At 69.6% G+C, this 19,930-nt stretch carries 14 protein-coding genes; 7 read left to right on the top strand and 7 right to left on the bottom strand.

Features of this window, described 5'->3' with window-relative positions; genetic code table 11:
• Positions 1 to 1,915: ATP-dependent helicase (locus tag Q4P07_RS03120; RefSeq protein WP_303373431.1), on the bottom strand; the 1,915-nt coding region annotated here is incomplete at its 3' end.
• The gene (nudC, locus tag Q4P07_RS03115) at positions 1,912 to 2,868 is read right to left on the bottom strand and encodes an NAD(+) diphosphatase (RefSeq protein WP_303373430.1); all 957 of its coding nucleotides are present in this window, start codon (positions 2,866 to 2,868) and stop codon (positions 1,912 to 1,914) included. The genes Q4P07_RS03120 and nudC, both read right to left, overlap by 4 nt.
• Before the next feature lie 93 nt (positions 2,869 to 2,961).
• On the opposite strand from nudC, the gene Q4P07_RS03110 reads away from it, so the two are divergent.
• Positions 2,962 to 4,608 carry a phosphotransferase gene (locus Q4P07_RS03110; RefSeq protein ID WP_303373429.1) on the top strand — a complete coding sequence of 549 codons (1,647 nt, stop codon included), beginning with the start codon at positions 2,962 to 2,964 and terminating at the stop codon, positions 4,606 to 4,608.
• 11 nt (positions 4,609 to 4,619) lie between these two features.
• Here Q4P07_RS03110 and Q4P07_RS03105 read toward each other — a convergent pair whose 3' ends face one another.
• Both Q4P07_RS03105 and Q4P07_RS03100 read right to left on the bottom strand, forming a co-directional pair.
• Complete coding sequence (locus Q4P07_RS03105) at positions 4,620 to 7,985, bottom strand: ATP-dependent DNA helicase (protein WP_303373428.1); 3,366 nt, start codon at positions 7,983 to 7,985, stop codon at positions 4,620 to 4,622.
• Positions 7,982 to 11,212, bottom strand: coding sequence for an ATP-dependent DNA helicase (locus Q4P07_RS03100; protein ID WP_303373427.1), 3,231 nt, complete (start codon positions 11,210 to 11,212; stop codon positions 7,982 to 7,984). The genes Q4P07_RS03105 and Q4P07_RS03100 overlap by 4 nt, the downstream gene beginning before the upstream one ends.
• Before the next feature lie 113 nt (positions 11,213 to 11,325).
• On the opposite strand from Q4P07_RS03100, the gene Q4P07_RS03095 reads away from it, so the two are divergent.
• From Q4P07_RS03095 to Q4P07_RS03080, 4 genes are all read left to right on the top strand, one after another.
• Positions 11,326 to 11,997: a TetR/AcrR family transcriptional regulator gene (locus Q4P07_RS03095; RefSeq protein WP_303373426.1), complete on the top strand. Its 672-nt coding sequence runs from the start codon at positions 11,326 to 11,328 to the stop codon at positions 11,995 to 11,997.
• Positions 11,998 to 12,035: 38 nt separating this feature from the next.
• Positions 12,036 to 12,263, top strand: coding sequence for a DUF3107 domain-containing protein (locus Q4P07_RS03090; protein WP_303373425.1), 228 nt, complete (start codon positions 12,036 to 12,038; stop codon positions 12,261 to 12,263).
• Between the two features lie 178 nt (positions 12,264 to 12,441).
• Positions 12,442 to 12,714, top strand: coding sequence for a GlsB/YeaQ/YmgE family stress response membrane protein (locus Q4P07_RS03085; protein ID WP_303373424.1), 273 nt, complete (start codon positions 12,442 to 12,444; stop codon positions 12,712 to 12,714).
• A 253-nt stretch (positions 12,715 to 12,967) separates the two neighbouring features.
• A complete protein-coding gene (locus Q4P07_RS03080) occupies positions 12,968 to 14,464 on the top strand; it encodes a DEAD/DEAH box helicase (protein WP_368660241.1) in 1,497 nt (498 codons plus the stop codon).
• A 37-nt stretch (positions 14,465 to 14,501) separates the two neighbouring features.
• Here the strand turns inward: Q4P07_RS03080 and Q4P07_RS03075 are convergent, their stop codons facing one another.
• Positions 14,502 to 15,374: a PHP domain-containing protein gene (locus tag Q4P07_RS03075; protein ID WP_303373423.1), complete on the bottom strand. Its 873-nt coding sequence runs from the start codon at positions 15,372 to 15,374 to the stop codon at positions 14,502 to 14,504.
• Positions 15,375 to 15,467: 93 nt separating this feature from the next.
• Between Q4P07_RS03075 and Q4P07_RS03070 the strand changes: the two genes are divergently transcribed.
• The gene (locus Q4P07_RS03070; protein WP_303373422.1) at positions 15,468 to 16,157 is read left to right on the top strand and encodes a hypothetical protein; all 690 of its coding nucleotides are present in this window, start codon (positions 15,468 to 15,470) and stop codon (positions 16,155 to 16,157) included.
• 52 nt (positions 16,158 to 16,209) lie between these two features.
• Here Q4P07_RS03070 and Q4P07_RS03065 read toward each other — a convergent pair whose 3' ends face one another.
• The gene (locus Q4P07_RS03065; RefSeq protein WP_303373421.1) at positions 16,210 to 17,724 is read right to left on the bottom strand and encodes a threonine/serine exporter ThrE family protein; all 1,515 of its coding nucleotides are present in this window, start codon (positions 17,722 to 17,724) and stop codon (positions 16,210 to 16,212) included.
• A gap of 63 nt (positions 17,725 to 17,787) precedes the next feature.
• Here Q4P07_RS03065 and Q4P07_RS03060 point away from each other — a divergent pair, with 63 nt between their 5' ends.
• Positions 17,788 to 19,326 carry an aminopeptidase P family protein gene (locus Q4P07_RS03060; protein WP_303373420.1) on the top strand — a complete coding sequence of 513 codons (1,539 nt, stop codon included), beginning with the start codon at positions 17,788 to 17,790 and terminating at the stop codon, positions 19,324 to 19,326.
• Between the two features lie 39 nt (positions 19,327 to 19,365).
• Here the strand turns inward: Q4P07_RS03060 and Q4P07_RS03055 are convergent, their stop codons facing one another.
• Positions 19,366 to 19,881, bottom strand: coding sequence for a general stress protein (locus Q4P07_RS03055; protein ID WP_303373419.1), 516 nt, complete (start codon positions 19,879 to 19,881; stop codon positions 19,366 to 19,368).
• Positions 19,882 to 19,930 lie beyond the last annotated feature (49 nt).

The raw sequence follows: 19,930 nt of genomic DNA, 5'->3' as shown, positions 1-19,930 counted from the left end.
GCTCCCCGCTCCCGCGCGGCCGCCAGCCGTGCCGCCTGCACACGGGCGGGCGCTGCCGTGCCGTGCCGTGCAGTGCCGCGCCGCGCGCGCGCCCTCGCTCGCGGCTGGCAGTTTGCAGACGCTCCCTTGCGCCCGCCCGCCTCCAGGTGGCCCGGCCCCCTCGGCGGGCGCGGCGGCCGCCCCTCAGCCCGCGCCGGCCTCCGCCGAGGACCATGGGCGATGCGCTCCTCCCGGCGCGGGGGGCTGCGCGCAGGCGGCGCCGGAGGAGGTGAGGCGGCGCCGGCGTTGGGGGTGGCGGGGGACCGGTGCCGCGCCTAGCCCCGCTGTGGGGGCCGCCGCCGTTGCCCCCCTCAGGCCGCTGCGGCTCCGCGGGCCGTGAGGGAGAGCGGTCTCCTCGGCCTCCCCCCCCCCCTCCCGTCGCGGCCGCTGCAGCCGGGCGGGGCGGGGACCGCCCCCCCCGGCCGCATCGCCCCCTCCGGGAGCCGGCTCGGGGCGGGGGGGCCGCCTGCCCGGGCGCCGCGGGGCGCCGCGCGGGGCCCTGGTGGCTTCCCCCCGGTCGGGGCGGGGCCCCCGCGCGCGGGGGGGGGGTGGGGGCCGCCGCCAACCCGGCGCGGGCCAGCACCGCACGCACCAGTTCACCGAGCGTCTGCGAACCGTCGTCCGAGCGCACCGCACCCCTCAGGAGGAGCACGGCCGACCGGACCTCGGCACGAGAGAAAAATCGCTCGCCGCCCCGGAGCAGATAGGGCACCTCCGCGTCCGCCAGCGCGGTCTCGATCGCCCCCGATTGAGCATTGGTGCGGTAGAGCACCGCGATCTCGCTGGCAGCGACTCCGACGGCCATGAGCTTCTTCACGGCCGCCGCGACCCCCTGAGCCTCCGCCACGTCGTCCGGGTAAGTCGTCAGCGTCGGTGTGGGGCCCTCGCCACGTTGCGCATGCAGCGTGAGCTGCGGGGCCAGGGCCCGACCCGCGGGACCGTCGGGCCGTCGCCCGCCGGCCAGCACCAGGTTGGCCAGGTGGACGACCTGCGGGGTGCTGCGGTAGTTGCGGGTCAGTCGGACCGTCGTCGCTCCGGCATGGGCGGCGGAAAAGCCGAGGAGGTGGTCGGCGGACGCCCCGGTGAAGGAGTAGATGGACTGCGCAGGATCGCCGACGACGCAGACATCGTGCCGGTCCCCCACCCACAGGTCCAGCAGCGTCTGCTGCAGCGGGTTGACGTCCTGGTATTCGTCCACGACGAAGTGACGGTACTGCTGGTGGATCTGCGCCGCGATCCGCGGATGCTCATCGAGCAGGCCGGCCGTGAGGAGCAGGACATCCTCGAAGTCGATGACGTGACGTTCGCCGCACACGTCGCCGTAGACCTCGATCAACCGTGCCATGGCGGTCGGGTCCAGGTCGGCGGTGGTCCTGCCCTCGGCGCGGGCTGCGGCGGGGTAAGTCTGGGCCGTCAGCATGCTGACCTTGGACCACTCGATCTCGGCAGCCACGTCGCGCAGGCTGGCGCGGTCAAGCCGGATCCTGAGCCGACCAGCAGCCTCCACCACCGCGGGCACCTTCTGCGCGACGACCTCCGGGGCCGCGCCACCCACGGCCTGGGGCCAGAAGAACTGCAACTGGCGCAGGGCGGCGGCGTGAAAGGTCCGAGCCTGCACGCCGGGGACACCAAGGCTGCGCAGCCGGGTCCGCATCTCCCCTGCCGCGCGGGCGGTGAAGGTGACGGCTAGGACCCGCGTCGGGTGGTAGGCACCGCTGGCGACGCCGTAGGCGATCCGGTGCGTGATGGCGCGGGTCTTGCCGGTGCCGGCGCCGGCAAGCACCGCCATCGGACCGACCGGATGCGCCGCCACCTCTCGCTGCTCGGGGTCGAGTCCCTCTAGGACACGGTCCGGGTCAGGTGGGAGCAGGCTCACGTCGGATGGGTCCGTTCCGGCTCTCTCACCGGTCCGCCGAACCACTCCTCGATGAGCGCCCGCGCGATAGAGAGTCGTGAGGGCAGGGTGAGCGTCCCGTCCCAGACCTTGGCTGCAAGCTCCTCGCGCGTGAACCACGCGGCATACCTGATCTCGGCCGGATCGATGGTCAGCTCGGTGCTCAGCGCGCGCCCGCGGAAGCCGAACATGAGCGAGGCCGGGAAGGGCCACGGCTGGTTGCCGCGGTAGGTCAGATCGGTGACCGCGACACCGACCTCCTCATACACCTCGCGGGCGACGGCGGCCTCGAGCGATTCGCCGGCCTCGACAAATCCGGCCAGGACCGAGACCCGACCCTCGGGCCAAGGCAGTCCCGTGCCGAGGAGGATCCGGTCGTGCTCGTCGACGATCGCCATGATGACTGCGGGATCGGTCCGTGGATAGTGCTCGGAGCCGTCCTGCGGGCAGCGGCGCACCCAACCGCCGTCCACCACCTCGGTCGGGGCACCACATCGGGTGCAGTGGCGCGAGGTGCGATGCCATCCGTGCAACGCCGTCGCGGTCGTCAGCAGACCGGCGTCGCTGTCGCTCAGGTCGGCTCCGAGGTCACGCAGGGAGCGCCAGTGCGCACCGGCCGCATCGGGGCCCGCACCGCTGGCATGGTCCTGCCCGTCGGGATCGTCCACCGCGAGATAGGCGACGCCGTCGTGCCGGCCCAGGAACCGCGGGGGCGCCTGGAGGTCCTCCGGCCGAACCCCCCGGAAGACAAGGCTCGCAGACGGATGCCCGTCCTCGAGGCGTACCTGGGCGAGGCCGTCCCGCAGCACGAGGACGCGGGTCCGCGGATCCGCAGCAGCGCGGGCGACACCTTCTTCTGCGCGCTCGCTCGCGGCACGATCGATCGTCACCCCCGACAGGGCGAGATCCAGCAGGGTCTCATCGGCTCCACTCACGCACGCCACTGTAGGTCCCCGCACCGACGCTCCGGTGACGTGCCGGTACGCCTCCCTGGCACAGCCACCCCCACCGCCTACGGTGGAGGGGTGATGCGTAGTGATCTGGCCCTGGCCGCACTGGCCTGTGCTGCCGTCCCTGGGATGACGCCGGTTTCCGTTTCCGGGATCGGCCCCACCGGCGACGAGCTCGACGACCTGGAAGTGCAGCGCGCACTGGTGGAGGACGCCACGGGGAGGTCGTGGGTGGTGCACGCGCCCCGCAACCCGGTCGCTGGGGCCAGGCTCCAACGCAACGAGGAGCTGGTGCGGCAACTGTCGCGGCACGTCCCCTACAAGGTTCCTGCCGCCGCTGGCTACGCCGCGGTCGGCAAGGACGGTTATGCCGTCGTGTACCCCTACGTGGAAGGGTCCTCGCTCGACTTCGGTCGTCTGCCTGCTGGCCCAGGCCTCGCCAGCGCCGTGGGACGCGCGATAGCCGCCGTCCACAACATCCCGCGTGGAGTCTTCGAGGAACAGGACGTCCCCGTCTTCGACGCCGCGGGATACCGCAAACGCCTGATCGCCGTCGTCGACCGGGCCGCCGAGACCGGGCGCGTGCCCACCGGGCTGCTCGCCCGATGGGAGGAGGCCTTCGACGCCGCCCCCCTGTGGCAGTTCGCCACGACACCGGTGCACGGGAGCATGCGCGGCAGCAGTGTGCTCGTGGCCTTCACTGACGAGCAGGATGCGTCGAGCGGGCGGGTCGTGGCGGTCCTCAACTGGGAGGACGCCAGCGTCGCTGACCCGGCCACCGATCTGGCCGGACTCTCTGCGCAGACGACGCCTCAGGCCTGGGAAGCAATCCTTGACAGCTACTCCCTGGCACGGACGCAGCGTCCGGATCCTTACCTCCACGCGCGCGCCCGTCTCATCGCCGAGACCCGCGCTCTCCGCGGGTTAGCACAATCCGTCGCCGACGGCGCAGAGGAGTCCGTGCGCAAGTCGGTGGAGGCGTTGCGTCGGATGGACCGGCTGACCGAGGACGACGACTCGCTGGTGCCGGGCACCGCGCGGATCAGGGCCGGTATGCCGACCGACGCCACCACGGTTGTCGGCCGGGATCCTGACGTCGAGGAGGACCAGGGCGACTCAGCAGGACCGGACACCCCGACTGCCGCGGATCCAGATTCGGCCTTCGCGTCGTCGGACAACACGGGTGACTGGGACGACGAGGGGGTGGCTGATGAAGGCGTTGACCTCGGCGACTCACCCCAGGACGACGACGTGCGCGACAACCCCTCCGACGAAGGGCACACTGACGGCGCGGTAGACGACGTCTCGCCGTCATCGACCCTCCCTTATCGGGAAAGAGCAGACCAGGCTGACCCCGGGCCCGGGTTCGGGTTTGAGGAGGACGAGATCTGGCTGAATGGCGATGTCGACAAGCCAGAAGTCCGGGCCGAGACGGACGACGGCGGGCCGCTGCCGGACCGGCACCTCGATCCAGACCCGACGATCGAGGTGCCGGTGGTGCAGTCTCACCGCGACCTCGAAGCCGTCGGTGAGAAGCACCCGGTCCGCCCCGACGACGAGGCCAGCACGGAGGTCGAGGACCTCGACGACGATGAGCGGCTGCATGAGCTCTACGGCATGCCCGAGCTCACCTCTGAGCACCAGCACGTGACGCCAACGGCCGCGGACGACGAGGATGTGGTCCAACCCGGCGGTCCGGATGAGGACCAGTCAGAACGAGCCTGACCTGCAGCAATTCAACTCGTCGCTGACAGTTCGTCCAACAGGTCTTCGAGCTCGGCCTCATTGGGGAGTTGTGGACGAACCGTCTCTCCGGTGGCTGCGAAGAAGAAGGCGGCGCGGACCTGCTCAGGATCGCGCCCTGTCAGTCTGGCGTAGGCGATCCGATAGACCGCCAGCTGCAGGGCCCGCAGACGTTGCTGCTCGAGGGTCCCGGGGCGACCGGTCTTCCAGTCCAGGATGGTGACTCCGCCATCGGGATCAGTGAAGACCGCGTCAAGACGGCCGCGGATGCTCCGTTTCCCCACCGCGGTCTCCACGCCAACCTCGACTGCTACAGGTCGACGGTCAGCCCATTCACTGGCGAGGAAATGCTGCTGGAGCAACTCGAGTTGTTCACCGGGATCAGATTCAGTATCGGGATCGAGGATCTCGTGGACGTCCACGAGCGCGGCCTGGGCGAAATGCTGCTCCACCCAGGCATGGAAAGCCGTGCCGAGGCGCGCGTGCGGAGCCGGTGCGGTGGGCAGCGGACGTCGAAGCCGCGCGCGGAACGCCCGAGGGTCCTGTGCCAAGGCGACGACCGCAGACGTCGAGAGGTGCTCCGGCAGGTCCGGTTGCGGGGACCGTAGGCGCTGCTCGGCGCGCTCGGCCAAGAGCAGCGCGGCGAGCTCTCCCGACGGGCCAGCGGCCTCCGGGGGTCCGATCCGGGCCACACTGCCGGACGACATGAGGGCGGTCGCGACGTCGCGGACGACACGGCGACGCGCCTGGGGATCGACCGGCCAGGGCGCCGAAGCCTCTTGCGCTGCCCGAGGGTTGACGTTGTCGCTGGGATCGTCGGGGTCCGGCATCGGTGCCCATTCCCGCACGACCGTCCCCTCACCCGCCTGCGCATCGCTGCGCACGTCGAGGAGGAACCTGGATGTCACGCGGGGCGTCTTCCCGGTCGACCAGACCGGTGCCGTCAGCAACATACGATGCCGAGCGCGGGTGAAGGCGACATAAGCGAGGCGGCGCTCTTCCTGGACGGCGTAGGTGCCACCGTCGAGCACAAGTCGAGCGAACTCGGCGTCCAGCACTCCGGTGTCAGGGACAGAGGACCACGGCAGTGTGGGACGGCCCTCCCGGTCTCCTCGCAGCGGAGTCGGAAGGTTGCCGATCCCGGCCAACCACGCCTTGTCCTTGCGATCACCCACCCGCCACGCCGTGCCGTCATGAGTCGCTCTGACAGTCCCGGAGGGGAAGGTCCCTTCGACCAGGCCGGGCACCGCGACGACGTCCCACTCGAGCCCTTTTGCGGCGTGCACGGTCAGGACCTGGACAGCTGACGCATCGACGCTGATCTCGGCAAGCTCGGGGATCTCTGCGCCCTCGAGGCCACGTTCGTGCTCACGGGCCGCATCAAGCCAGTCGAGGAAGCCACCAAGACTGGCCCGATCCGCGCCGGCGGCAAATCCTGCCGCGACATCGGTCAAAGCATCCAGCTGGGCGCGCCCCCAGGTTGGGTGCAGGTCCGGGTCGGCAGCGACTTCGAGGTCGAGCTCGAGGAGACGCTCTGCCTCCAGCACGAGGTCCGGCAGGGGTAGGCGTGCCAGCGCACGGACTCGGTGGAGCACGCCGGACAACCAGGCCACGCGCGCCGTCGCTTCAGGGCTCAGATGGCCCGCGTGCGCATCGACCCACCCCGGCGGCGGCGGTGAGTCGACCGCCTCCGCCAGGACTGGCGCGTGCTCACGCCCCGGCTCGTTCTGATCCGTGCCCTGTGGGAGCCGCTGGTCCTGCGGCCAACGGCCTTGCTGTCGCGCCCAGGACCAGAGCACGTCTACATCCGCCGCACCGAGTCGACAGACCGGTCCGGTGAGCAGGCGCATCACCTGATCCCCACGGGTGGGCTCTTGGACCACCCACAGGAGGGCCACGAGGTCCAGGACCTCAGGGGTATCCAGCAGCCCACCCAATCCCACCACCTCTACCGGAAGACCCTGCCGACGCAGCGCGTCGACGACGGTCGGGAATTGCGCGCGTGCCCTACACAGCACCGCCGCCGTGCGCCCACCAGCCCTGCCCCAGTGCTCCTTGACCCAGGCTGCGACGTGCTCAGCCTCCGTGACATGGTCGCAAAGGCGAGCGACCTCCACCACCCCGTCGCCTGCACCTGGTCGCGCGTGCAGGGTGCGCACGGGGATCCGGGTGGTTTCACGCAAGGGCGCGGCGACCGCGTTGGCGGCGGCAAGGACCGCCTCGTCGTTGCGCCAGGACGTCGACAGGTGGAGCACCTTCGCTGCCTGCCCGCCGACGGCGAACTCCATCGGAAACCTGGTCAGCGTCGTCGCGCTCGCCCCGCGCCACCCGTAGATCGACTGGTGCGGGTCGCCGACCGCGGTCACGGGCAGGTCAGCACCCGCGAACAGGGAGGTCATCAGGACCATCTGTGCCTCGGAGGTGTCCTGGAACTCGTCCAGCAGCACCGCTCGGTAGCGAATGCGCTCGGCCTTGGCGACCTCGGGAACGTCACGTGCCAGCCGCGCAGCCAGCGCCATCTGATCCCCGAAGTCGAGGGCGCCCTGGGCGGTCTTGGCTCTCCGGTAGGCCTCGACGATGGGGTAGACGAGCGCCTGCATGTCCAGGGTGTTGGCCAGGTCACGTGCGATGACCTTGGGTTTCTTACCGGCGGCACCGGGGAGGAAGCGCAACCGGTCCGCGATCTCGCGGATCCACCGGGCGGCCTCGTCGGGCTCGACCAGGTGCTCCCCGAGCTCGCCGGCAAGGCCGAGGACGGCCCGCACGACTGTCGACTCGGCCCGGTCCATCGCCTCCATGTCTCCGCCGTAAGAAATCACCACTTCATGAGCCAGTTGCCAACACGCTGCTTCCGAGAGCAGCCGGGCGTCCGGCTCGATCCCTAGCCGCAACCCATGCTCAGCGACCAGGCGTCCGGCGTAAGCGTGGTAGGTCGAGACAGTAGGCAGGTCGAAAGCATCGACCTGACCCATCTGCGCCGCCGAGAGCCGACCGGTGTGCTCGGTCCCAGCCCCGTCGACCTCCGACGGTGCGGTCCAGATGCCTGCTGCCCGGAGAAGCCCGAGTTTGTCGGCTAGCCGTGCCGACAACTCAAGCGCGGCCTTCCGGGTGAAGGTCAGCCCGAGCACGTCCTGCGGGAGGACAAAGCCGTTTGCGATGAGCCAGACGACCCGTGCGGCCATGGTCTCGGTCTTTCCCGAGCCGGCGCCCGCGACCACCACGGTCGGTAGCAGTGGCGCCCCGATGATGGCTGTCTGCTCAGGCGTGGGCAGATGGGTCCCCAGGAGCCCAGCGAGTTGCGCCGGGGAGTAACGCGCGTCAACCACGGGCAGTACCTGGCCTTCTGACAGATCGATCATCGGCCTTGTCCTTCGGGCTGGAGCGGACAGCTGAAGCGTGCCGGGCAGGTCCGGCACCGGCGCCCGAGGTCCTTGGCGGCGAACCGATGCCCGGCCATCTCGGCGCCAGCTTGCAGCAGCATGCGGTGGGCCCACCGCGGGTCCTGCGCATCCGCGACCGGCGGTTGCGCCTGGGTGATCGACCCTCCCACGGTCCCGAGGTTGATGAGGTAAGCGCCCCCGCTGCGGGCCTGCGGCGCGACCGAGTCGAAGGCTCCAGACTCGACGGCGACCTGGTAGGACCCCAGCTGGGCGTGGGTGTCGATCTCGTCCTTGGTGGGCTTGTTCTTGCTCGTCTTGAGGTCGAGGATCACGAGGCGGCCCTCCGCGTCACGCTCGAGTCGGTCGACCCGACCGACGAGGTCTACCGGCGGCATTTCGGCGTCGTCCGCAACGATCCGTGCCCTGAGCTCGATCTCGGTCCCGACGAGCGCTCGCCCTTCGCTGGAGCTCTCGCGGACGTAGGCGACATAGCGTCGGACCATGTCCTGGGCCTTGGCCTGCTGCTTGTCCACGACCCAGCTGGGCCGGAGACCGAGCTCTGACCATCGTCGATCAATCTCGGCCGTCAGGACCTCCTCGGTGGCCTCTGGCTGCTCCGCGACGATGTTATGGACAAGGGTGCCGATCTGCGCGATGTCTGCTCCCCCGGTGTCCGCCCCACGGCTGGTCAGGAACCACCGCAACGGGCAGTCCAGATAGGTCTGGAGACGAGAGGGCGAGACGCGGACCGGGCCGCTCTCGACGAGGTCACGCTGGGTGGACACATCACGCACGTCCCACCAGCGCTGAGGATCAGCTCCCACGACCTGCGCGTCAGCCAGGACGAGCAGGGTCTCGATGGCAGCATCGCGGGCAGCAAAGCGACTCTCACGCTGGTGCAGGACCGCCTCCCGGCGAAGCTGCCCGACCAGACCACGCAAGGTGAGAGGCGGCGGGACCTCGACCGCTGGGCGCTCCCGATGCCCCGGGTCGATGAGGTCGAGGAAGCCCGATGGCTGCTCCGCGGTGCTGGCGACAGCAGTGACCAGCAAGCTCTGCGATGGGCGGCTGAGCGCTAGGTGGAACTGACGCAACTCGTCTGCGCGCACCTGGGCCTGGGCTGAGCGCACTGCCTCCGGACCGGCGACCGCCTGGCCACGCACCGCCGCGACGAGCGCCTCCGCGCCCAGGAGCGTGTCGCGGAGCCGGAGATCGGGCCACACGCCTTCCTGGACCCCGACGACGGCGACCAAGCGCCACTGTTGACCCGCTGCCGCCTGCGGAGTCAGCACCTCCACCGCACTGTCGGCGCGCGCCCCGACCACCAGGGTGTCTGCGGCCACCTCCGCGCTGCGAACGTGCTCGAGGAAGCTGCGGGCGCTCCGGCCAGGGAGGCGCTCGACATAACTTGCCGCAGCGCCGAACAGGACCAGGACCGAGTCCAGGTCACGGTCCGCGCGCGCGCCGAGGGCGCCACCGCCCAGTGCCTGGCTCTCCCACAAGCGAGCCAGACCGCTGGTCTCCCACAGAGCCCAGAGGATGTCCTGCGCGGATCCCGGGGAGGTGCGCCCGAAGCACGCCCGCCCGCTGCGGAGCACCGTCCCCACACGCACCACCGGCGCCAGGCCGGCGGGCAGGTCTGGGGCGGCAGTGAGTGCGAGGTCGTCATCGCGCACGAGTGCGGCCAAGACCTCGTCCGCAGTGCGCGACCCGCCAGCCGTCAGCTCCTGGGTCCGGGCCCAGCGCCGCAGTCGGCGCAGTTGGACGGGATCCACCCCGCCCAGGGCGCTCGTCAGGAGGGTTACCGCGTCCTCACCGCTGAGTTTCCAGTCATCCCCGCTGCTGCGCGTCACGACGTCGAAAGCGACGAGTAGCGGGGTCACCGCCGGATCCTGCCCCAACGGAGTGCCCGAGCGGTCCGCGCGGACCGGCACGCCACCAGCGCTGAGGGTCCGTCGCAGGGTCTCCTGCTGCCCTCCGGAGCGGGCGATCACTGCGATCTCGTCCCAGGGCACGCCACCGAGTAAGTGCGCCTTACGTATCCACTGCGTCACATAGGCGGCCTCCTGCCCGTGGCTGCGCGCCACCGCCACCTCCACGCTGCCGGGGTCCGCTGAGAGGCGGGGTTGGCCAGCGCGATCCATCGGCGCCGGACCAGTGCGGGCCGCCGAGGCAGCGAGCGTGAACGGACGGCGGTGCGCGGTGCCGTGCACGACGCCGATGCGTTCGGCGACCCGTGCCGAGGCGTGCACCAACTCGGTGCTGCCTCGATAGCGGGTGCGCAGCGTGACCGTCCGGACGGGACCGTCGCCGTGCAGATCCTGCGCCAACTCGACGAAGAGTCCAGGCACCGCACCACGGAAACCGAGCACCGTGACGTCTGGGTCCCCGACCAACAGGACCGGGACGCCGCGGGCAGAGAGCACGCGCACCAGCCGTGCGGCGGAGGCGGTGAGCTCCTGCGCATCGTCGACCACGACGAGGCGCAGCCGCGCGCGCACGGTGTCCAGCAGTGCCGGGTCGTCCTCGAGCTGATCAGCGGCCGCCGTGCAGATCCACGCCGGGTCGAAACTGCCGGGCTCCGACAGTGCCGTGACCTGGTCATACTCTTCCAGCACCGCTGCCGCAGGCACCCACTCCGGCCGACCGTGCTCGTGCGCGAGGCGGATGAGGTCATGCGGCTCCAACCCGTGCTCGACAGCCCGCATGAGCAGGTCGCGCAACTGCGCGCGAAAGCCCGCGGTCGGCAGCGCGGCACCCAGATGTGCCGGCCACTGCGGCCCGGTCCCCTGCTCCTGGTGACCGGCCAGCAACTCCCGCAGGATCACATCCTGCTCGGCTCCTGACAACAGCCTCGGCAGCGGCTCTCCCGCGCTCGCCGCAGCCAGCCGCAGGACGGCGAACGCCAGCGAGCTGGGAGTCCTGGCGAGCGGCTCGGCAAAGGTCTTCCCCAGTCCGCGGCCAATCGCGGTCCGGAGCCGCGCCGCAGCCGCCCTGGTGGGCGCCAGGGCCAGACAGGCATCGGGCGGCAGACCGTCGTCGAGGATGCGCCGCTGCACGTGCCGGACCACCGTGGAGGTCTTGCCGCTGCCGGGTGCGCCGAGGACGAGGAGCACCCCCTCGTGGTGACCGATGACCTCGTCCTGCTCGGCGTCCTTGAGCCATCGCCTGCTGGGCGCGGAACGGACCTCGGCGGCGATCGACATACGTCCATCACACCATCGCCCGACGACACACCTGTCAGGTGCCCGTCGGGGCCGGTCGTCCGGGTGTGGCCCTGGGCTCTAAGATGCCCGGAGGCGGACGACGAGGAGATGACGTGACCGGCCAGGACCTCGCACCACCCGCAAGCCGCGTCCGACTGCCTCACGGCGAACGACGGGCGCTCCTGCTCAAGGCGGCGTTGACGGCGTTTTCCGAGAATGGCTACCACGCGACGGCGATGGACGACATCGCCAACCGCGCCGGCGTGTCCAAACCGGTCCTCTACCAGCACTTCGACAGCAAGTTAGATCTCTATCTGGCCCTAGCCCACCAGGCTCGCGACACCATCATCAGCACCGTCGAGGCGGCGTTGGCCTCCACGTCCGACAACGCGGAGCGGATCGCGGCAACCATCGACGCCTTCTTCGAGTTCATCGACCGTCCCGACTCGGGCTATCCCTTAATCCTGGCCTCCGACATGGGCAGCGAGCCGGCAGTGGCGGCGGTGCTGGACGAGGCCCAGCACGGCTGCGCGGCCGCGGTGGGACGGGTGCTTCAAGAACAGACCGATCTGACCTGGGAGGAGTGCGTCCTGCTCGGGATCGGGCTCGTCAACCAGGTCCAAGCCGCCGCAAGGCATTGGTATGAGAGCGGCTCGGCGGTCCCCCGGCAGCAGGCTGCGAACCTCGTCATGACGCTGGCCTGGCGCGGGATCGGCTATATGCCGCCGCTCGGCACCGGGTCGGCAGCCGAGGTGGTGTCCCGGAGGTCCAGCCAGTCGGGCTAACCTCCTCCTAGAGCACCCGCCATCAAGGAGGCACCCCCGTGCAGGTTCGTATCGGTATCCGCGACATCGCTCGTGAAGTGGTCTTCGAGTCCAGCCAGACCCCCGAGCACATCAGAGCCACCGTGACGGACGTGCTCTCCTCCGGGGGCAGCTTGCTGGAGTTTGAGGACGAGAAGGGCGCCACCGTGATCATCGCCGCGGCCTCGCTGGCGTATGTCGAGATCGGCGTCCAGGAGAAGAGCGCGGTCGGCTTCGGCATCCACTGAGCCGACTCCACCGCCCGGACGTCGGGGCTCCGTTTAGTGCGCCGTGCGCGCTACGGTTCGCACACCGGCTGGAATGCCACTACTGTGACTGCCGTTACAGACTACGGTGCCGTTCCGCAGGGGCGGCGCCAGGCAGCAGGAACAGTCTCCTGCTGGACTGACTTCGAAAGGGCATCACATGCTTACTACTCTTCTCATCGCACTGGTGATCGGTTGTATCGTCGGGCCGCTCGCCCGCCTGATCCTTCCGGGCCGGCAGAACATCTCGACTCTGATGACCGTCATCCTGGGTGCCGTCGGCTCCCTCGTCGGCGCTTACGTCGGCGCGGAGTTCCTCGGTCGCTCCGGCGGTCAGTGGAGCCCCTCCGGCCTCATCCTCGGCACCATCTTCGCCATCGTGGCGGTCGTTGTCTACGGCCTGGTCACGGGCAAGAACAAGCGCGTGAACTGACCTTCCGCCAGTCTCACGACGGCGCGCTCCCTGCATGGGGGCGCGCCGTCGCGCTGTCCTGGGCCAGCGAAGCACCAACTGTCCGGTAGGATTGACCTGTTCACCGGTGACCGGTCGGCCGCGCGCTCAACGCGGTTGCTGCTGGTCGGGCGCGTCGCCTGGCCATCTTGACGGATATTTTCCGATCGGCCCGAGAGCCCGGGGCACGACATATCGCTGCCTCGGTTCCTTCGAGACGATCGTGAGATCAACAGTGCAAGAAAATCCCACCTTTGCCGACTTTGGCATTCACCCCGACATCGTGCGGGCGCTGGCCGACGGCGGCATCACTCACCCCTTTCCGATCCAGTCCATGACCCTCCCTGTGGCGCTCAGCCGCCACGACATCATCGGGCAGGCCAAGACCGGCACCGGCAAGACGCTCGGCTTCGGGCTGCCGATCCTCGAGCATGTCCTCGCCCCCAACGACACCGGGTTCGGCGAGCTGCCGCGCCCGGGCGCGCCGCAGGCTCTTGCGGTCGCTCCCACTCGTGAGCTCGCTGTCCAGGTCGCCGCAGACCTGTCCAACGCGGCCCGTTACCGCGGCATCCGGGTCGCCACCATCTACGGTGGTCGTGCCTACGAGCCGCAGATCGAGCAGCTCGCACGCGGTGTCGAGGTCGTCGTCGGGACTCCGGGACGGTTGCTCGATCTGGCGGCCAAAGGTCACCTCGATCTCGGGCACGTCCGGACAGTAGTCCTCGACGAGGCCGACGAGATGCTCGACCTCGGATTCCTGCCTGACGTCGAAAAGTTGCTCGCACTTACGCCGGCCGGGCGTCACACCATGCTGTTCTCCGCAACCATGCCGGGTGCGGTCGTCGCGCTGGCCCGTCAGTACATGACGCAGCCCACGCACATCCGCGCCATGAGCGATGATGGCCACGCCACGGTCGCCAACACCAGGCAGCTCGTCTACCGGGCGCACGCCATGGACAAGGTGGAGATGCTCGCTCGGCTACTCCAGGCGGAGGGTCGTGGACGCAGCATCATCTTCACCCGCACCAAGCGGACCGCGGCTAAGGTCGCGGACGACCTGGCCGACCGCGGGTTCGCGGCGGCGGCCATCCACGGGGATCTGGGCCAGGGGGCACGCGAGCAGGCGTTGCGCGCCTTCCGCAACGAGAAGGTCGACGTGCTCGTCGCCACCGACGTGGCTGCTCGCGGCATCGACGTCGAGAATGTCACGCACGTGGTGAACTACCAGTGCCCCGAGGACGAGAAGACGTACCTGCACCGCACCGGCCGGACCGGCCGCGCGGGCGCCGACGGCATCGCGGTCACTTTCGTCGACTGGGACGACATGCCCCGCTGGAGCCTCATCAACAAGGCGCTGGACCTCGGGATCCCCGAGCCGGTCGAGACCTACTCGGCAAGCCCGCACTTCTACGACGATCTCGACATCCCCGAGGGGACCCGCGGCACGCTGCCCAAGTCGGCACGCACCCAGCAGGGCCTGGGCGCGGAGCGCCTTGAGGACCTCGGTGGACCGAGCCTGCGCAAGAGCGGTCAGGGACAGCGTGACGGCCATCGCAGCGACCGCTCCCGGGACGCCGGTCGCAGCGAGCGTTCGAGCGAGCCACGTCGGGGCCGGGGCGAGGGAGACCATCGCACCGAGAGCCACGGGCATGCCGAGCGTCGCACCGACAGCGCCCCGCGCCGTCGTCGTCGCAGGATCACCAAGACCGGCGGGGCCGCCGCCTCCGAGTAGACCGACCGCCCGGACCGGCACCAGCGACCGCCCGGTGTCAGTGTGCGCCCAGCAGACCCGTCCCGGTCGCCCGCTCCAGGATCGCCTCCAGCGACGCGATTCGCGTCGTATTCTCCCCGAGCCGGTTCGGTTTGCCCGCGCCGTGGTAGTCGCTCGAGCCGGTCTGTACGAGCCTGAGCCGATCCGCGAGTGCGGCCGCATGGGCACGCTCCGAGGGGCCGTGGTCACGATGGTCTACCTCGACGCCTACCATCCCCGCATCGGCCATGTCTGCGAGGAGGTCATCACTGACCACCTTTCCCCTCTTGCTGGCGAACGGGTGCGCGATCACCGGCACTCCTCCGGCGGCGACGATCATCTCCGTGGCGTGCACGGGGTCGGGGGCATGGTGGGCGACGTAGTAGCGGCTGTCAGAGGAAAGCACGTCGGCAAAGGCCTCGTCCCGGCTTGGGAAGACGCCGTGCCGCACGAGCACGTCAGCGATGTGCGGTCGTCCGAGCGAGGCTTGCGCTGCGGCCATCTCCAGCACCTCGTCGTAGGTGATCGGGTAGCCGTCGGCCGCGAGCAGCTTGACCATCCGCTGCAGCCTCGTGTCTCGGCTCGACCGGCTGGCGCTCAGCTCAGCGAGCAGGGGCTCGTCATGGGGATCGGGCAGATAGGCGAGCAGGTGCACGGAGATCCCCCGCCAGTTGCAGGACACCTCGATGCCCGGCACCACCAGGACACCCTGCTCCCGACCCGCCGCATCGGCTTGCGCCCACCCGCTCACGACGTCGTGATCGGTGAGCCCGATCACGTCCAGACCGGCCTTCGCCGCCTGCGCCACGACCACGCCGGGCGCCTCGGTCCCGTCGCTGCACCACGAGTGCGTATGAAGATCGATGCGTGCAGCTGGCGCGAGGGTGACCATGAGGACACGGTATGCGGTGTCCGGACACGGCATACTTAACCCTCGAACACGTGACGAGCCGGATCTGCCGGCCGTCCCGACCTGAGGAGTTCTATGTCGTTGTCGCAGTCCCTGTCGTTGCTCCGTCGGCCAGTCGTCACTGCTGCCGTCGGTGCAGTCATCTCCGCGACCGTGCTTGCCGGTTGCGCACAGGAGGAGCCGACAAACGAGGGCCCGACGACCAGCACGCAGTCTGAAGACAGCGCGACCATGACGTCCGCCGACGTAGCGCCGAGCACTGCAGACGCCGCCCCGACCACTGCGGCACCCAGCACCGAGGGCTCCTCCTCGACGGCGGCTCCCACCGTCCTTTCTGCCTCCGACGGTGCGTTCGAGGTCGAGCTGCCCCAGGGCTGGGTCGATGCGATCGACCTGGTCGACACGCCAGGGGTGCAGGTGGCGGCCAAGGTGCCGGAGCAGGTCGACGGCTTCTTCACCAACATCTTGGTGACTCAGGAGAAGTACGTAAAGAACCTGACCTCAGCAGTGGAGGCGACCGCCAAGGAGCTGGCTGGCAAGAAGGGCAGCTACGAGCTGCTCGATCCGATCGAGGTCGATGGCAACAAGGCGCCCGGCTACATCATCACCCGCGAGGTCTCCGGCAAGAAGCTCGTCCAGACCCAGCGCTGGGTCAGTCACGACGGGACGCTCTACGTCGCGACGCTCTCGTCGTTGGAGAGCGAGGCGAAGAAGACCGCGCCGCTGCTCGACGCGGTGCTCACGTCCTGGACGTGGAAGGACTGAGCCAGGACCACCGGCGGCCGTTCGTCTGCCTAGCCGGCGAGAGCACCGACGGTTAAAGGGTGCTGCCCTGGGCTCGACGCCTGGCGCGTTGGGAGGCCAGATCCAGCCCGAACCTTCGCCGGGCCAGGAAGCCACCGATGGACAGTCCGGCGGCCAGGCCAAGACCGATTGACACGGCCGTGACGAACTGCAGCACGGCCATGCCCACCAGTGCAGGGTTGTTCTCGAGGATCAGGTTGATGGCGCGGTAGACCGCCAGACCGGGCAGGAGGGCCACGATGCTCGCGGCAGCCACCGCTTGCTCAGGGACTCGTAGTCGGCTGTAGGCAGCATGCGCGAGGGCTCCCACCGGCACCGCCGCCGCCGCCGCTGACGCGGGCGAGCCGAGCCCGAGCTGGAGCCCACCCTCGAAGATCACCCAGCCAAGACCGCCGATCAGGGCCGCGAGCACCGTCGTGCGCAGGCCGGCGTAGGTGGTCAGGCAGAAGCCGATGGCGATCAACAGGGCCCCGATCAGGTTGAGCAACAGACTGCCGCCCAGCACCGTCGCGTCGTTGACCTCCATGGAGGTGCCCATCCACTTGGCGACGCCCATCACCAGCGCCACCCCGACCCCGATGCCTAGCGTCATCAGGACGACCTCCAGCCCACGAGCGCCGGCGGTCACGTAGTAACCGTCCAGGGCGTCCTGGGTCGCCCCCATCAGGCCAAGCCCGGCCAGGAGGATGACGATCCCCGAGATCACGACGAGGGAGGGCCGTTCGACCCCAGGCACGTCCCAGCCTTGCTGCTGTGCCCGGAACAACCCCAATGCGACGATCGCGGGCACCGCCGCGCTGACGACCTGGGCGAAAAAGGCGGCCACCCCGGCCCGGTAGAGCAACCGCTGCACGCGGTCGACCACCAATGCCGAGAGTGCGGCGAGCGCCCACATGCCGGGGCCCGCGCCGAAGAGCATGACGATCCCCATACCCATGAGCGCACTGCCGAAGGTCACGACCCAGCGCCGATAAGGGTGGGGAGCCGTCACCAGGGCCGCCAGACGCTCCCTGGCCGTCTCGACGTCCAACGACCCCGTGCCACGTTGAGCGGCCCCGACGACCTCGTCGACGAGCCTCAGCACCGCCTCCAGCCGGGTGTAATCCAGAGATCGTCCGGGGATGACCCTCATCACCGAGAGCGGGTCCTCGTCCATCCCCCGGTGGATCGAGATGCTGATCGAGGTAAAAGTGATGTCCACATGCGAGGACGTGACGCCGTAGGAGTGGAAGAGCCGAAGCACGGTGGCGACCACATCTGCCGCGGAGGCGCCGGTGGACAGCATCGCCTCACCGACCCGAAGCGCCAGGTCGATGACAGATCGTGCTTGGCGCTGGGTGACCGACTCATCGCCCCCGGTCCGCGTCCCCAGCGCCACCGTGGGCGGCGAGTCACTGCGCACGACCTGAGCCGCCCGGTCACGCCACAGCCGGGTCGCCCGCGGTGCCGCAGTGATCTGCCGGGGCACCAGCTGCTGGGGCCCAGTCACTTCACCCTGCTCGACCGGGCCGGTCAATTGGTCACTCACCGCCCAATCCTAAGCGGCGAACCTGACCGGCACGTGGTGGTGGAGTCCACCTACGATGGAGGGGTGAACGTCAGCGAGAAGCAACACAAGGCCGACCACCGCAGCCGTCCGACCGGGGCGGCCTTCCGCACCTTCATGGGTAGCCACTGGGCGCCGCGCAGCACTGAGCTGCCAGAGCTCACCGAGGCGGCGAGGTATGCCGCAACCCGCCGGGAGGCGGTCTCGGCCGCCTTCCCAGGGGAGCGGCTGGTCGTTCCTGCGGGCGGTCTGAAGATCCGCAGCAACGACACCGACTACGTCTTCCGTCCGCACAGCGCCTTCGCCCACCTCACGGGTCTGGGAGTGGATCGCGAGCCCGACAGTGTCCTCGTCCTGGAGCCGGTGATCGCCGCGGACGGCACCCCCGCCGGCCATGAGGCGGTGCTCTACTTCCTGCCGCTCGCCGACCGCGATTCCGAGGAGTTCTTTGCCGACTCCCGTGTCGGTGAGTTCTGGGTGGGCAGCCGGCCGACGCTCTCGTCCGCCGCCGCTGAGCTAGGGCTGGCCACCCGCCATCTGGACCAGTTCGCTGACGCGATCGGCAAGGACGCTGGACCCGGTGGCCTCTCCGTGCGAATGGTCCGCGAAGCGGACCGTGAGGTCACCATGCTGGTGGACCAGGTCCGTGGGCAGGTCGGTCTGACCCAGGACGAGCAAGCCACCACTGCGGTCCAGCTCGCCGACGAGGCCTTCTCTCGTGCGCTGTCGACGCTTCGACTGGTCAAGGACGACTGGGAAGTGCGACAGATGGAGGAGGCGGTGGCCGCCACCGCCACCGCCTTTGATGCCGTGGTCGAGCAGCTTCCCGAGGCGGTGCGTCGCGGCCGGGGCGAGAGGTGGGTCGAGGGCGTCTTCGGCTTGCACGCGCGGCATACCGGCAACGGCGTCGGCTACGACTCCATCTGCGCCGCCGGGGAGCACGCCACCACCTTGCACTGGAACCGCAACACTGGCGAGCTGTCTCGCGGCGACCTGCTCCTGGTGGACGCTGGCGTGGAGACCGACTCGTTGTTCACTGCCGACGTGACGCGCACCCTCCCGGTGGACGGGACGTTCACGCCGGCCCAGCGCCAGGTCTACGACGCCGTCTTGGCTGCCCAGGAAGCCGGGCTCGCGGCTGCGCGCCCGGGCAACCGGTTCAAGGACATCCACGCCGCCGCGATTAAGGTGATCGCCGAGCACCTGCTTGCGTGGGGCCTGCTGCCGGACGGCGTCACGCTGGAGCAGACTCTGGATGCCGAGGAAGGACAGTTCCACCGGCGCTGGATGGTGCACGGCACCAGCCACCACCTCGGCATCGACGTCCACGACTGTGCACTCGCACTACGCGAGGACTATGTCGAGGGCGAGCTGCGGGAGGGCATGGTGCTGACCGTCGAGCCAGGCCTCTACTTCAAGTCCGACGACCTGCTGGTCCCGGAGGAGCTGCGCGGGATCGGCGTGCGGATCGAGGACGACGTCGTGATCACCGCCGACGGCTGCCGCAACCTCTCCCAGATGCTCCCCCGCACTGCTGAGGAGGTCGAGTCCTGGGTCCGTTCCGGCGGGGTCCGCCAGAGCTGAGAGCCGACGGGCCTGAGCCAGACAGTGCGGTCACCGGACTCAGGTCAGCGCGTTCCCTCCGCGTCCATCCAGGAGGTCGCGAGCCTGCTGCACGAGGTTGTGCTCGGTCAGCACCTCATATCTCGTGGCCACGACCTGCGTCACTGAGACGAAGTCGCGCCTGCCTCGGGTCATCGCGTATCCCAGAAGCGCCCAGACGAGTCCGAAGACCGCGCCGAACAGCACGGCCCCGATGACCGCGACCAACGCGTCGCCAGAAGGCGCGAACAGCGCAAAGATGAGTCCGACGAACAGTCCCAGCCAGATCCCGGAGAGCAGGCCACCGACCGCCACTCGGCCGGTCGTGAGACGGCCGGTCACCTTCTCCAGTTGCTTCAGGTCGGTTCCCACGATCATGCAGTGCTCGACCGGAAACTCATGGTCGGAGAGGAAGTCGACGGCAGCCTGGGCATCGTCGTACTTGTCGTGCACGCCCAGGCTCATCGGATAAGCGAGCGCCATAACGGGTCCCGGCCCTGCGCTCGTCCGGCCCCAGGATGATGAAGATGCGGTCACGCCCCCATTCTGCCTCGCCGGCGCCCGACAGACGACCCCGGGCAGCACA

The sequence above is a fragment of the Ornithinimicrobium sp. genome, from assembly GCF_030537745.1.
Lineage (GTDB): Bacteria > Actinomycetota > Actinomycetes > Actinomycetales > Dermatophilaceae > Ornithinicoccus.
The sequence above is the reverse complement of the archived record's forward strand: the minus strand, read 5'-3'. Positions and strand labels throughout refer to the sequence as shown.